The 13,542-nt window shown below is 62.3% G+C and carries 14 protein-coding genes; 12 read left to right on the top strand and 2 right to left on the bottom strand.

Features of this window, described 5'->3' with window-relative positions; genetic code table 11:
• Positions 1-78 precede the first annotated feature (78 nt).
• Positions 79-1,128, bottom strand: coding sequence for an IS630 family transposase (locus KI617_RS04890; RefSeq protein ID WP_226446022.1), 1,050 nt, complete (start codon positions 1,126-1,128; stop codon positions 79-81).
• Positions 1,129-1,614: 486 nt separating this feature from the next.
• Here KI617_RS04890 and KI617_RS04885 point away from each other — a divergent pair, with 486 nt between their 5' ends.
• The 3 genes from KI617_RS04885 (at position 1,615) to KI617_RS04875 (ending at position 4,544) form a co-directional block, all read left to right on the top strand.
• Positions 1,615-2,910 (top strand): hemolysin family protein, encoded by a 1,296-nt coding sequence (locus tag KI617_RS04885; RefSeq protein WP_226450901.1) that lies wholly within the window; start codon positions 1,615-1,617, stop codon positions 2,908-2,910.
• Between the two features lie 111 nt (positions 2,911-3,021).
• Positions 3,022-3,648, top strand: a complete 627-nt coding sequence (locus KI617_RS04880) for a type IV toxin-antitoxin system AbiEi family antitoxin domain-containing protein (RefSeq protein WP_226450900.1) — start codon at positions 3,022-3,024, stop codon at positions 3,646-3,648.
• Entirely contained in the window at positions 3,645-4,544 is a 900-nt protein-coding gene (locus KI617_RS04875; protein ID WP_226450899.1) for a nucleotidyl transferase AbiEii/AbiGii toxin family protein, read from the top strand. The genes KI617_RS04880 and KI617_RS04875 overlap by 4 nt, the downstream gene beginning before the upstream one ends.
• Before the next feature lie 84 nt (positions 4,545-4,628).
• On the opposite strand, the gene KI617_RS04870 is transcribed toward KI617_RS04875, so the two are convergent.
• The gene (locus tag KI617_RS04870) at positions 4,629-5,258 is read right to left on the bottom strand and encodes a lytic transglycosylase domain-containing protein (protein ID WP_226450898.1); all 630 of its coding nucleotides are present in this window, start codon (positions 5,256-5,258) and stop codon (positions 4,629-4,631) included.
• Positions 5,259-5,370: 112 nt separating this feature from the next.
• Here KI617_RS04870 and gspG point away from each other — a divergent pair, with 112 nt between their 5' ends.
• The 9 genes from gspG to phaP all read left to right on the top strand — a co-directional run bounded on the left by gspG (position 5,371) and on the right by phaP (position 13,517).
• Complete coding sequence (gene gspG, locus KI617_RS04865; protein ID WP_226450897.1) at positions 5,371-5,805, top strand: type II secretion system major pseudopilin GspG; 435 nt, start codon at positions 5,371-5,373, stop codon at positions 5,803-5,805.
• A gap of 11 nt (positions 5,806-5,816) precedes the next feature.
• The gene (locus KI617_RS04860; RefSeq protein WP_226450896.1) at positions 5,817-7,001 is read left to right on the top strand and encodes a type II secretion system F family protein; all 1,185 of its coding nucleotides are present in this window, start codon (positions 5,817-5,819) and stop codon (positions 6,999-7,001) included.
• A gap of 9 nt (positions 7,002-7,010) precedes the next feature.
• Entirely contained in the window at positions 7,011-8,705 is a 1,695-nt protein-coding gene (locus KI617_RS04855; RefSeq protein WP_226450895.1) for a GspE/PulE family protein, read from the top strand.
• Positions 8,686-9,453: a hypothetical protein gene (locus KI617_RS04850; protein ID WP_226450894.1), complete on the top strand. Its 768-nt coding sequence runs from the start codon at positions 8,686-8,688 to the stop codon at positions 9,451-9,453. Before KI617_RS04855 ends, KI617_RS04850 begins: the two co-directional genes overlap by 20 nt.
• Positions 9,446-9,976, top strand: a complete 531-nt coding sequence (locus KI617_RS04845; protein ID WP_226450893.1) for a PilN domain-containing protein — start codon at positions 9,446-9,448, stop codon at positions 9,974-9,976. Before KI617_RS04850 ends, KI617_RS04845 begins: the two co-directional genes overlap by 8 nt.
• The gene (locus KI617_RS04840; protein WP_226450892.1) at positions 9,973-10,530 is read left to right on the top strand and encodes a GspMb/PilO family protein; all 558 of its coding nucleotides are present in this window, start codon (positions 9,973-9,975) and stop codon (positions 10,528-10,530) included. The genes KI617_RS04845 and KI617_RS04840 overlap by 4 nt, the downstream gene beginning before the upstream one ends.
• Entirely contained in the window at positions 10,527-11,051 is a 525-nt protein-coding gene (locus KI617_RS04835) for a hypothetical protein (RefSeq protein WP_226450891.1), read from the top strand. Before KI617_RS04840 ends, KI617_RS04835 begins: the two co-directional genes overlap by 4 nt.
• A 96-nt stretch (positions 11,052-11,147) precedes the next feature.
• A complete protein-coding gene (locus tag KI617_RS04830; RefSeq protein ID WP_226450890.1) occupies positions 11,148-12,872 on the top strand; it encodes an alkaline phosphatase D family protein in 1,725 nt (574 codons plus the stop codon).
• 78 nt (positions 12,873-12,950) lie between these two features.
• The gene (gene phaP, locus KI617_RS04825; protein WP_226450889.1) at positions 12,951-13,517 is read left to right on the top strand and encodes a phasin family protein; all 567 of its coding nucleotides are present in this window, start codon (positions 12,951-12,953) and stop codon (positions 13,515-13,517) included.
• The last annotated feature ends 25 nt before the right edge of the window (positions 13,518-13,542 follow it).

Genomic DNA, 13,542 nt, shown 5'->3' with positions numbered 1-13,542 from the left:
CAAGGCAATCGACCAAGAATTGATCAATAAATTGGAACCGAGTCTCTGCCTCATTGAGGCAATCTATTAACCCGGCAATCAAATAGATGACAAAGCTGCATATTGGACAGCCGAATGATTGAAATAAGCCATCACCCGTTCCGGTGTTTTGCTGAGGAATTCCATGAATCCGGTCGCCTTTTGCAGCAACGCCTTTTTGCTGGTGGCACGGTCAGAGGAACGCAGCCCGGTTTTGAAATCCCGGTTCAGGTATTCGTCGGGATTAATCTCCGGCGAGTACGGCGGGAGATAGAAGACCTCAATTTGATCCGTCCTCTCCGCCAGCCACGCGGTGACCAGCTTGGCGTGATGGACTTTCAGGTTATCGAGAATGAGAAAGACTTTCTGGCCGCTGTCGGCGATCAGCCTTTCCATGAACCCAATGAACAGGTCGGTGTTCATGGCTTCTTCAATGAACTCGAAGCGAACCAGCCCCTGGTTGCTGATGGCAGAGACCATCGACAAGCCATGTCGCTTGCTCGGTGCAGCCAGGACTGGTGTTTGGCCAGCCGGCGCATAACCGCGAAGCCAGTGCCCGTCTTCCGCCACCGCTGTCTCATCACCCCAATAGATGGTGGCTCCTTCAGCCTTAGCCCGGGCAGCGATTGTCGGGTAGGTGTCATTGAGCCACTGCTCAACCTTGACGGGGTTCTGCTCCAGCGCCCGCTTCATCGGTCGCTGCGGGGTGTAGCCCCAGCGCAGCAGGTATTCGCCCACCGTGCGAATCGGCATGTCGATGTCAAAGAGAACCTTGACCATTTGCATCACCGCACGGCGATTCCACAAGGCAAACGGCAAACTCAACTGCTTTGGATTCTCGCCCACGATGATCGAGCGCAATTGCCATTCCTGAGCCAAAGTCAGCGTCCGCCCCGACAAATAACGGCGACCCCGCGTCTTCGATTTCAGACCCGTCGAGCCTTCCATTGAATAGCGCTTGGACCAACCAATGACCGTGCTCACATGCACCCCAACTACCTTTGCAATGGCCTTCCAGGACAATTTCAGTTCTTCACGCATCCGCATCGCCTGCCGACGCATTTCGTCTTGGGCATCGCGGGGCAATTTACGGGCATCGAACTTTTCCATGCCCAGTATTATATCAAAATCGGCTATTTGATTGCCGGGTTAATAATGCCCGAAAATGATTTACCAGAGCTTGTAGCTTATCTTTTGCTGCGTCGTATCTGAACGGCATCATCTCTCCATATTGATACGGTTGCCGGCCAGCACAAAATCGTTAGCAATAGAGCTTGGCCTGTAACGTGGTGAACTGCTTGTATTCTAGCTTTTTAGTGATGCCAAAATTGTAGATCGTGGATTCAAAGCAGAAGCTAAACGCGCCTCCATCAGCGGTTGAACGACAAGGTAACCGGCGTATTGAGGCCCAAACCTGTCCAACAGCCCAACGGCAGCAACGACCGATTACCCGAAGACGAAGGCGCATCACCCATTCGTCGCAGCCCTGGCAACCGCCCCACTGCCCCCCGCAATTTCACACCCCAAAACCGCCGGCTTGTGCCAGCATTGATTTGACGGGCATTGCCCGGCCTGATCGAGGCAAAAGGAGGGGATATGGAAATCTGGATTCTGGTGGCGCTGATATTGGGCTGTGGTGTCCTGGCCATGGCCGAGATGGCTGTCGGGGCGAGCCGTATTTCCCATCTCGCCATGCGGGCCGAGCAGGGTTCGGCGGCGGCTTCGGCGGTGCTGGGGTTTCGCCAGCACGCCAGCCGTCTGCTGGCGACGACCCAGCTGGGTATCACTGCGTTGGCCATGCTGTCCGGGGTTTATGGCGAAGCGCTGTGGGTGCCCCGCCTGCAGGCCTGGCTTTCCGGCCTGCTCCCGCTGGCTGAGGGGCCGGCCTACGGGGTTGCGCTGGGCATCGTCGTCACCGTCATCACCTTCTTCTCGATTGTTTTCGGCGAGGTCATTCCGAAACGTCTCGCCCTTTCCCATCCTGAAGCGCTGGCCGAAGCACTGGCCGGGCTGATCTCCGTGCTGCTCCGGCTGGCCCACCCCTTGGTGCTGGTCGTCTCGAAAACAGCCGACTGGATTCTGGCCCTCTTCCCAAGCAAGGGCTCGGCCGAAGCGACGGCTGCCGATGAAATCCGTTTCCTGATCGAAGCCGGCCGCAAGGACGGGAACCTCGACCAGACGGAGAGCGAAATCCTCGGCAATGTCTTTCGTCTCGACAACCGGCGGGTCGCCGGGATCATGACGCCAGCGGCCGGCATCGCTTACCTGGACCTCAGCATCAGCCGCGAGGAAAACCTGAAAACTCTGCAGGAACGGGCCGTTTCCCGGTTTCTGGTGTGCAAGGGCGGGATTGCCAACGCCCTGGGCTTTGTCGAGAGCCGCGAACTGCTGCAGGTCTTGCTCAACGGCAAGGATCTGGATTTCGGCAAGCTGTCGCCCAGCCCGCCGCACTACGTGCCCGGCACCCTGTCGCTGATCGGCCTGCTCGAATTCTTCAAGGCCAATCAGACGCAGACGGCGCTGGTCGCCAACGAATTCGGAGCGACCGAAGGGCTGGTCACGCTTTCCGACCTGATGGGCACCGTGGTCGGTGATGTGCTGTCGGGTGCGGTCGAGTCGCCGCTGGCCATCCAGCGCGGCGACGGCAGCTGGCTGCTCGACGGGCTGCTGGCCATCGACGAGATGAAGGAACTGCTCGGCATCAAGGAACTGCCCGAAGAAGACCTGGGCAATTTCCACACGGTTGGCGGCTTCGTCATCGTTCATCTCGGCCGGATTCCGAAAAAGACGGAAGCTTTCGACTGGGGTGACTGGCACTTCGAGATCATGGACATGGAAAAGAACCGGGTCGACGAAGTGCTGGCGACTCGCCTACCCGCTTTGCCCAACTGAAAGCCGGATGCGCCGGCCAAAAGGCCCGGCCGGAATGGGGAACAAAGGGCTTCTTCTCCGAGGCTACCATATGTTCCGTTAATTCGTTATTTATTTGCATAAAACGAATATATGGAACAAACTTGGCCAATCATGAGCCCTAACACCCACACCCAACGAGTCCTGGACCTGGCCCGCCAGAAGGGAACGCTGCGTTCGCGCGACCTTGATGAAATCGGTGCCCCCCGAGTGATCCTGACGCGCCTGACGACCACTGGCCTGCTGGAAAAAACGGGGCGGGGAATCTATCGACTCCCGGACAGTCAGGTTTCTGAACATGAAAACCTGCTCGCCATCGCAACCAAAGTGCCGCAAGCAGTCTTCTGCCTGCTCACCGCCTTGCAGTTTCATGAACTCACCACCCAGCTGCCGCGCCGGATATGGATTGCAATGCCACGCGGAAGCCACACACCGAAGATCAACTACCCGCCATTGAAGATGGTCCAGTTTGCGGGAGATTCCTACGCTGAAGGGATTGAGGTCGTGGAGCGCGATCAGGTCAAGCTTCGGATTTATTGTGTTGCGAAGACCATAGCCGACTGTTTCAAGCACCGCAACAAAATCGGGCTCGACGTTGCGCTGGAGGCATTGAAGGATGCAAAGGCACAGAAAAAGGCCTCTGCCGACGAACTCTGGCGCTTCGCCAAAATTTGCCGGGTTGCCAATGTGATGCGTCCCTATCTTGAGGCGCTCGAATGAAAAAGGATCTCGCCACATCAGTCAGGGCGCGCTTGCTGAATACCGCGAAAGCACAAGGCGCGGATTTCAACCAGATACTGGTGCGCTTTGCATTGGAGCGAATCCTTTACCGGTTGAGCCAGTCGGCGTACGCCGATCACTTTCTGCTCAAGGGGGCACTGCTCTTCACACTGTGGTATGACATGCCCCACCGGAGTACGAGGGATGCCGATCTTCTCGGTTTTGGGGCAAGCGATCTCGAATCGATAGCCCGGACCTTCCATGACATCGCCAGCATTGAGGTAGCGGATGGGATTGTCTTCGATCCAGCCTCTGTCAGCGTCGAGGAAATCCGCAAGGATGCAGGCTATGCCGGAGCCCGCGTTCTGATCACCGCTGAAATTGCCAAGGCACGCTGCAAAACGCAGATCGACATCGGCTTCGGAGATGCGGTCACCCCCGGTCCGGTGCACGCAGCCTATCCGGTTCTGATCGACGACTTGCCCGCGCCTCAACTACGGACCAACCCCGTCTATACGGTCATCGCCGAAAAACTGCATGCCATCGCCCTACTCGGCATGACCAACAGCCGCTTGAAGGATTACCTGGATATTTGGGTGTTGCTTGATCGCGAGGTGCTGAATGCCAATACGCTGGCAAAGGCAATCGCCGCAACCTTCATCCGGCGAGGCATGCCGCTCCCGGTCGTCTTGCCTGTTGGCCTGACAGATGAATTCGCAACCGACACATCGCGTCAGGCAATGTGGCAAGCATTTCTGAAAAAGAACGAAATTGTCATGGCCCCACTGCCTGAGGTGGTGGCAAAGCTTCGGACAACGCTGGCGCCGATTCTCATTCAAGCCGCGAGTATTCAAGCCACCGGGGGATCGGATAAATCATTACAGAGTGCGCCGTAATCTCCCTGCGAGCGGCACGCTCTTGGAGGAACAGAAGGAACTGTCCGCTATCAGGACACGGCCAGGCATCGCCCCGGCCCCGTATCAGCGACGGGTATTGGCGTTGATCCGTTGGTAGTGCGCCATGACGAGCGGCACGTAGCGTTTTGTTTCACCGTAGGGCGGGATGCGCCGGCCGAAGCGCAGCACGGCGTTTTCGCCGGCGTTGTAGGCGGCCAGGGCCAGTTCGATATCGTTGTCGAACATGGCCAGCAGGTCGCGCAGATAGCGGGCGCCAGCCCGGATGTTTTCGGCCGGATCCTGCAGGTTGACCAGGCCATAGCGGCGGGCCGTGGCCGGCATCAATTGCATCAGGCCGGACGCACCCTTGGGTGAAACGGCGCGATCCCGGTAACCCGATTCAACCGAGATGACGGCATGCAGCAAGGCCGCGTCGACGCCGGTGCTGCGGCTGGCCTCGTGGATCGCACCGTGGAATGGCCGCTGCTCGAAAGGCAGGGCGAAGACACCGCGCGGCACCTGCAAGGCGGCCGTGGCCGGGGCCAGCCGGTCGGCCAGTACCAGCTTGTAGCGCCGGTCATCGGGCACATTGCTGAAGCGTTCGACGCCATCCTCATCGACGAAACCGTAGATCGCACCGTTGGCCGAAGCCAGCGCAGGCAGGGGCAAGGCGATCGAAATAAGGAAAAGGACGCGGCGCAACATCGGGGACATGGTCGCGAAGAATATGCCCCGTCTGTTACAGCGGTTTGACGCTGCCAATGTCATTTCGCTGTAACGCATCGGCCATAACATCAGCGGTCCTGTCATCAATCGTCTGCACACCGTGGCGCTTATTCCCCGTTCGTTCGTTTCGTCGCTCCAGCGCGGTTTCACGCTGCTCGAACTGCTCGTCGTCATGGTCATCATCGGCCTGCTGGCCGGTTATGTCGGCCCGAAATATTTTGCCCAGATCGGCAAGTCCGAGGTCAAGGCGGCGCGCGCCCAGATCGACGCCCTGGAAAAAGCGCTGGACCAGTATCGTCTCGATGTCGGCCGCTATCCGACCAGCGAAAACGGCCTGGCGGCGTTGATGAAGCGCCCCCCGTCCGAGAACCGCTGGCAGGGCCCTTACCTGCGCAAGGAAGTGCCGGCCGACCCCTGGGGCCAGCCCTACCTGTACGCCCAGCCCGGTGAACACGGCGAATTCGATCTCTTCTCGCTGGGCAAGGATGGCAAGCCCGGTGGCGAGGGCGAAGCCGCCGACATCGGCAACTGGTGAGCGTCCGGCTGATGGAATTCGACGTCGTCGCGGTTTTCCCCGGCCAGGGCGTGTCGCGCTTGCGCGTCGCCGCCGATAGCGCGAACGATTTGCCGCAGGCCACCTCACTGCTTGGCGCCGTCATCGTCTCGGCCGATCCGGTCGGGCAAAAACGCGGCAAGAGTCGCAGCGGCAAGTTCCAGTTGCCGCTGTTTACCCGCCAGTTGCTCTCGCTGCTCGAAGCCGGCCTCAATGTTGTCGAGGGGCTGGAAACGCTGGCCGAACAGGACCAGGGTTCAGGCTCAAGCGATGTCCTGAATGGCCTGCTCACCGCGCTGCGCCAGGGCCAATCCCTGTCGACCGCGCTGCAGCGCTTTCCGGAGGTTTTCCCGGAGCTCTATGTCGCTACGGTCAAGGCCAGCGAGCGAACCGGCGACATGCCGGAATCGCTGCGCCGCTACCTGACCTTCGACGAAAAGCTGCGCGAACTGAAAAAGAAACTGGTCAGCGCCGCCATCTATCCGGTCCTGCTGCTTGCCGTCGGCCTGCTCGTCACCTTCTTCCTGCTCGGCTTCGTCGTGCCGCGCTTTGCGCTGGTCTTCGCCGACAGCGGCCGGCAGCCGGAAGGCCTTTCCTCGTTGCTGTTCAGCTGGGGCGATTTCGTCAACCAGCATGCCGCCGGCCTGGCCATCGGCAGCCTGCTGGCCGCCTTCGGGATCGCCGCCCTGCTCTCCCTGCCCCCTGTCCGCGCCATGCTGGCCCGGGTGATCTGGCGCCTGCCGGGCATCGGCGAACGCCTGCGCATCGTCTATCTCGCCCGCTTCTACCGCACCGTCGGCATGCTGCTGCGCGCCGGTATTCCGCTGCGCACGACGCTGGTCATGGTCGCTGACATCCTGCCCGTTGCCTTGCGCGAGGGCTTGCAGCGGGCGATCAGCGACATCGAGCACGGCCAAGCCTTTTCGGATGCCGCCCTGCACGGCGGCCTGAGCACGCCAATCGCCCGGCGCATGATCGCCGTCGGCGAGAAAAGCGGCCAGCTCGGCAGCATGCTGGAATCGGTGGCCAGTTTCTACGACGAGGAAATCAACCGTCTGGTCGATACCTTCAGCCGCCTGTTCGAGCCACTGCTGATGACCGGCATCGGCGGCGTGATCGGCGGCATCGTCCTCCTTCTGTACATGCCGATTTTCGAATTGGCCGGCAATTTTCAATAGGGGCTGACCATGAATTCACTCGTCGACACCGGCCTGCTTGAACACAACACGCTGCTTGAAGCAGCCCGTCAGTTAACGCGGCTCAACGGAATATCGGCCGCCATTGCCGGGCTGCAGGCTACGCATGGCATGGACGAGCAGAAGGCAGCCGAAATCACCGCTGCCGCCTTCGGCCTGACCAGCATTCGCCTGAGCGAGCTGCCGGAACACGCCCTGGCCCTGTCGCTGGCCTCCTTCGCCGAATACCTCCGGCGCCAGGTGCTGGTCATTGACACCGAAGCCGCCTGTCTGGTCGTCGCCCCCAACCCGCTTGATGCCGGCCTGCGCGACTGGCTGGAAGGCCTGCTGCCGCTGAGCCGGCGCATCGAATGGCGCCTGGCGCCGGCCTCGGTGATCACCGCCTACCTGGCCCGCGAAGAATCTCGCGTCCGGGCGCTGGACGGCGACTTCAAGGGTGATCACTCCCAGGTCAGCACCGGCGAAAACGCCGAAGACCTCTCGCTGCAGGGCATTTCGGAGGAAGGCAGCAATATCGTCCGGCTGGTGCGTTCGACCCTGCACGATGGCCTGAAAGCCGGGGCCAGCGATATTCACATCGAAGCCAACAATCGCGGCCTGGCGATCAAGTACCGCATCGATGGCGTGCTCAATTTTGCCGGCGCCATCGATGGCAGCGACACCGCCGAACAGATGATTTCGCGCATCAAGGTGCTTTCCGAGCTCGACATTGCCGAACGGCGGGTGCCGCAGGACGGTCGCTTCAAGGTCAATTGGCAGGGCCGTGAAATCGACATCCGCGTCTCGATCATGCCCAGCATCTGGGGCGAGGATGCCGTGCTGCGCGTCCTCGACAAGCAGGCGCTGAGCGACCATCTCGACGGCCTGCGCCTCGACGTCATGGGCTTTGACGCCGACACCATGTACCGCATTCGCCGCCTGTCGGCCGAACCTTACGGCATGCTGCTGGTTACCGGCCCGACCGGTAGCGGCAAGACGACGACCCTCTACGCCGCGCTGTCCGAGATCAACCGCGGCGAGGACAAGATCGTCACCATCGAGGACCCGGTCGAATACCAGCTATCCGGCGTACTGCAGATTCCGGTTAATGAAAAGAAAGGCCTGAGCTTCGCTCGCGGCCTGCGCTCCATCCTGCGCCACGACCCGGACAAGATCATGGTCGGCGAAATCCGCGACTCGGAAACCGCCCAGATCGCCGTGCAGGCGGCGCTGACCGGCCACCTCGTGTTCACCACGGTGCATGCCAACAACGTCTTTGACGTGATCGGCCGCTTCCTGCACATGGAGGTCGACCCCTACAACCTCGTCTCGGCACTGAACGGCGTCGTGGCCCAGCGCCTGATCCGCACGCTGTGCCCGGCCTGCGCCAGCCCGACGACGCCGACCCCCGAAGCGCTGGCCAATGCCGAGATCGACCCCCTGGCTGCTGCCGACTGGCAGTTCCGCCATGCCGTCGGCTGTGGCAGTTGTCGCGGCACCGGCTATCGCGGCCGGCGGGCCATTGCCGAACTGCTGGCGCTCGACGATGAAATCCGCGAACTGATCCTCGCCCGCGCCCCGATCCGCCAATTGAAGGAAGCCGCCCGGCGCGGCGGCACGCGCTCGCTGCGCGAATCGGCGCTCGATCTGGTCAAGGTCGGCATCACCAGTCTGGAGGAGGCCAACCGTGTCACTTTCGTGGCTTGACCGGCACACCCTGCTCGTCCATCCCCGGCACATCGTGCTCGACCGCAAGCCGTGGCGCGGCCCGGCCCAGCGCTTCACGGCCGAAGTGCCGCCTGCCCAGCCCGACGAAGCCGACTGGCAACCGGCGCTGGCCGCCGCCACAGCCCTGCTCGCTACCAAGGCAAGTACCTTTGGCCGCCTGAAGATCGTCATCGCCAACCAGTTCGTCCGCTTTGCCGTGCTGCCGTGGAGCGACAGCGTGCTCGGCGACAAGGCACGACTCGGCATGGCCAAGGCCCTGCTCCGCAATAGCCTGGGCGAACAGGCAGAACACTTGAGCCTCGCGCTCGATCGCCCCGCTTTCGGCCTGAATGGCCTGGCGGCCGGCATTCCCGGCGGCCTGCTGGCGGCGCTGCGCCAGATGGTCAAAAGCCGTCGCCTGCGCCTCGACAGCCTGCAACCGCGCCTGACCAGCAACCTGGCGAGTTGCCGACTATCGGTCGGCGACGGCTGCGTGGTCTTCCCCGACGATGGCTGGCTGACGCTGCTCGGCCTGTGCAACGGCAACATCACGCTGCTGCGCAATCACCGGACGCATGCCGAGCCAGAGCAACTGGGTGCCGAGTTGCAGGGCCTGCTGGCCGCCGAAGATGCGGCAGTCGACCGGAAAAAAGTACACATTTTCAGTCGTGATGCCTGGCCAAAGACGCTCGGCGACTGGGAGATCGAACAGCAGATGTCGCGGCTCGAAGGCGGTGCCCATGCGTGATCTCGCGCTGGACTTCCAGCCCCGCCGCCCCGGCCTGCTGCCCTTCATTCTGTTGCTGGTCGGCGCCGTGCTCTGTGCCGATGCCTGGCTGGAGGCCAGCCAGCAGAACGCCCAACTGGCCGACCTGGAATCGCGTCAGGAGCAAGCCAAGCGGCGGGCCGACCGGCTGAACCGGGCCAGCCGCGAGGCGGCGCAGCGCGAAGCCGCCCTGCCGGCCGAACAGGGCAAGGCGCTGCAACAGGCGGTCGCCGCCATCCGCATCGACTGGGACGGGCTGTACCTGCAGATCGAGCGGGCAACGCCGGAAGATGTCAGTCTGCTGGGCATCACGCCGAATGCCGCGGCCAAATCGCTGCAGATTTCCGGCGAGGCGCGCAACCTGCAGGCGGCGCTCGGTTTTGTCGACGCCTTGCGCCGGCCGCCCTTGTCGCAGGTCAGCCTGCTCTCCCACAAGATCAAGACCGACGACCCGCAACGCCCGGTCAGCTTCGAAATTGCCGCCACATGGACCAGCACACCATGAACAACTGGCTCGCCCGCGGCCGTTTTGCCCTGGCCAATCCGCAGTGGCTGCCGCTGGCCGGCGGCCTGCTCGTGCTGATTGCGGCCGGCCTGCATCTGATTGTGCTGCCCGGCCGCGAAACAGCGATCGAGGCTGGCGAACGGCAGTTACAACAGCTCGAACGGGCCAGCCGGCGCGCCCAGATCGATCGCCAGCTCACCCAGGCGACGCCGGAGCAAGCGCGACTCAGCCTGCTCGAGCGCTTTCCCGACGAGGAGCGCCTGCACGCCGAGCTCGGTCGCCTGCTCGAACTGGCTAGCGAAAAAGGCCTGCAGCTATCGGCCGGCGAATACCGGCTGCTGGCCGGCAAGGACAAACTGTTCGACCGTTACGTGCTGAACCTGCCGGTGCAGGGCAGCTACCGCGACCTGCGGACTTACCTGACGACCATCCGCAGCGAGTTCCCGGCGCTGGCCATCGAGGATGTCACCCTGCGCCGGGAAAACATCGGTGCCGGCGCCGTCGATGCACAGTTGCGCCTGGTCATCTTCTTCCGTCGCCAGGAAAGCCAATGAACAAGCCCGGCCCACGCCAACGCTGGCTGATACTCGGTGCGCTGTTGCTCGGCACGGTGGCAGCGGCCGTTTTTGTCGAAGATGATACGGCGCCCCCCGAACCCGCCGAGCGACCGGCCAAGCGCAAGCTGCCAGCAAGTAGCGAAGCCATGGCCGGGATGGTGCCAACCGCCTCCCTCGCCCCGGCGGAAGCCTCGCCGGAGAAGGACGAAACGGCCGGTGAGAAAGAGGAAACACCGGAAACCATCGACCCCTTCCGCACCAAGAGCTGGTTCATCGCCCCGCCGCCGCCCCCGCCGCCCAAACCCCGGGCGCCGCCCTTGCCCTTCCAGTTCCTCGGGCAACTGATCGAAGACGGCGAAGTCCGGGTCTTCATCAAGGATCAGGGGCGACACCTCGTCATCAAGGTTGGCGACGTGATCAACGGCACCTATGCGGTCGAGGAAATCTCGGCCGGCAAGGTCGTCTTCGTTTACCAGCCGCTGCAGGAGCGCCAGGTTCTGGCCACGGGCGCCATCTAGGGCACGTGCGCAGTAATCTGCAGTCATACCAGCGACATTTTCCGGTAATGCCGGCGCGATAGTCTGCGGCGATCTTCACTCCTTCTATGGATCGCCATGACCACCCGTCTCCGCAAATCACGCCGCCATTTCGTTCATCAACTGGGCGCTGGCTCGCTCGCCCTCTCCGGTAGCGCCCTGCTGCCGGCGAGCGCCCTGGCCCACGGCCACGATCACGACGATGACCGGCGGGCGGCGCATGCCCGGCTGTCCTTCAAACATGGCGTCGCCAGCGGCGACCCCCTGGCCCGGCAGGTGATTCTGTGGACACGCGTGGACGGCATCCGGGCCGGCCGCCTCCCGGTCCGCTGGGAATTGGCGCTGGACAAGAATTTCGAGCGCATTGTCCGGGCCGGCACGGCGCTGACCGATGCGCACCGCGACTACACGGTCAAGGTCGATGCCACCCGCCTGCAGCCGAATACGGTCTATTTTTACCGCTTCATCGCCGGGCATCGGGTTTCGCCGGTTGGCCGCACCCGCACGCTGCCGGTTGGCAAACCGACCCAGGTCAAATTGGCCGTCTTCACCTGCTCCAACTATCCAGCCGGCTATTTCCACGTCTATGCCGAGGCCGCCAAGCGCGACGACATCCAGGCTGCCATCCACCTCGGCGACTACATCTACGAGTATGGCCGTGGTGAATACGCCTCGGAAGATGCCGCCGCGCTCGACCGCGAAGTCGAGCCGGCCCATGAACTGCTGAGCCTCGACGACTACCGCCAGCGTTATGCCCAGTACCGCACCGACCCGGACCTCCAGGCCGTGCACGCCGCCATGCCTTTCATTCATGTCTGGGACGACCACGAAATCGCCAACGACACTTGGAAGGACGGGGCTGAAAACCACGATTCGGCGACCGAAGGCGAATTTTCGACCCGCCGCGCCGCCGCTCTGCGCGCCTTCCATGAGTGGCTGCCGATCCGCACGCCGGACCTGAAGCATCCGGAAAAGATTCATCGCTCGTTTGCCTTCGGCGACCTGCTCGCCTTGCACATGCTGGACACCCGGGTCATCGCCCGCGACCAGGCCTTCGACTACGCCAATTACTTCGGCAGCACAGGCAGTTTCGACAGTGCCCGTTTCGCTGCCGACATGGCCGATGCCGACCGCCAGTTGCTGGGCGTCGAGCAACTGCTCTGGCTGCAGGAACAGATGGCCGGCTCCGGCGCCATCTGGCAGGTGCTCGGTCAGCAGGTGCTGATGGGCCGCATGAACATTCCCGCCCCGCTGGTGCTCGGCCAGATCAGCTTCTCGGCCTACTCCGCGCTGGTGGCCAAGGCACAGACCGCACCCGGCAGCCTGACCGCCACCGAGCAGGCCATCCTGGCCCAGCCCGCCATTCCGTACAACCTCGACGCCTGGGATGGTTATGCAATGGCCCGCGAGACGGTGCTCGGCATGTCGCGCGCGCTGGACAAGAATCTGGTCGTGCTGGCCGGCGATACGCACAACGCCTGGGCCAGCGACCTGCAGGATTACCTGGGTCGCACCGCCGGCGTCGAATACGCCGTTTCCTCGGTCAGCTCGCCCGGCTTCGAAGCCTATTTCCCGAACGAGAACCCCGCCCTGGTCGCCGCCGGGCTGGAAGCCATCATCGGCCCTCTCAAATACGCCAATACCGGCGACCGTGGCTACATGGTGATCACGGCGACGGCCGGAGAGTGCCGTGCCGACTGGCATTACGTCAGCACCGTCAAGGCGGCGGAATACACCCTGCTGCCGGGCAAATCGCTGCGCACTTTGCCGGGCGCCGCCAATCGCAAGCTGGTTGCCGTCTGAGCGGCGGCACCGCAATAAACATGTAACGCACCGGAATTAAGGTATTTGCCGAATCAACCCACCTATTGGAGAAGTCTCATGATGAACGCCGAAAAAGTCATTGCTGCCCACAAGGCCCAACTTTCCGCCCTGCACGAGATGAGCAGCAAGGCACTGGAAACGATCGAGAAGCTTGCCCACCTGAACCTGGAAACCTCGAAGAATTCCCTGGAACGCCATCACGAGCATGCCCACTCGCTGCTCAGCAGCAAGGACATCAAGGAACTGTCGAAGCTGCACAACAACGCCCTGCAGGATCTGGCCGAGAAGGCTGCCGCCTACAACCACAACCTGTTCGGCATCGCCATTGGCCTGGGCAACGAATTCAGCGAGTTGGTTGAAGCCCGGATGGCCGATGCCCAACAGCAGTTCGTCGCCGCCGTCGAAGCGACGATGAAGAATGTGCCGCAGGGCGCCGAACCGGTTGTGGAAGCGGTCAGGAATGCGCTGACCACAGCCAACGAGGCAATGGATTCGCTGCAGAACGTCGTCAAGCAAGCCACCGAATCGACCCAGTCCAAGCTGGCCGCGCTGTCCGAGAGCACGGTCAAGGCAAGCAAGGTCACCAAGGCCAAGGCCGTGAAGGCTGTCGAAAAAGCCGCCTGATTTAGTGCGTCAGATAGCAACAGGC

The organism is Ferribacterium limneticum (assembly GCF_020510625.1).
In the GTDB taxonomy this organism is placed as follows: domain Bacteria; phylum Pseudomonadota; class Gammaproteobacteria; order Burkholderiales; family Rhodocyclaceae; genus Azonexus; species Azonexus limneticus_A.
Note: the sequence above shows the minus strand (reverse complement) of the source record. Positions and strands in the feature narration are given on the sequence as shown.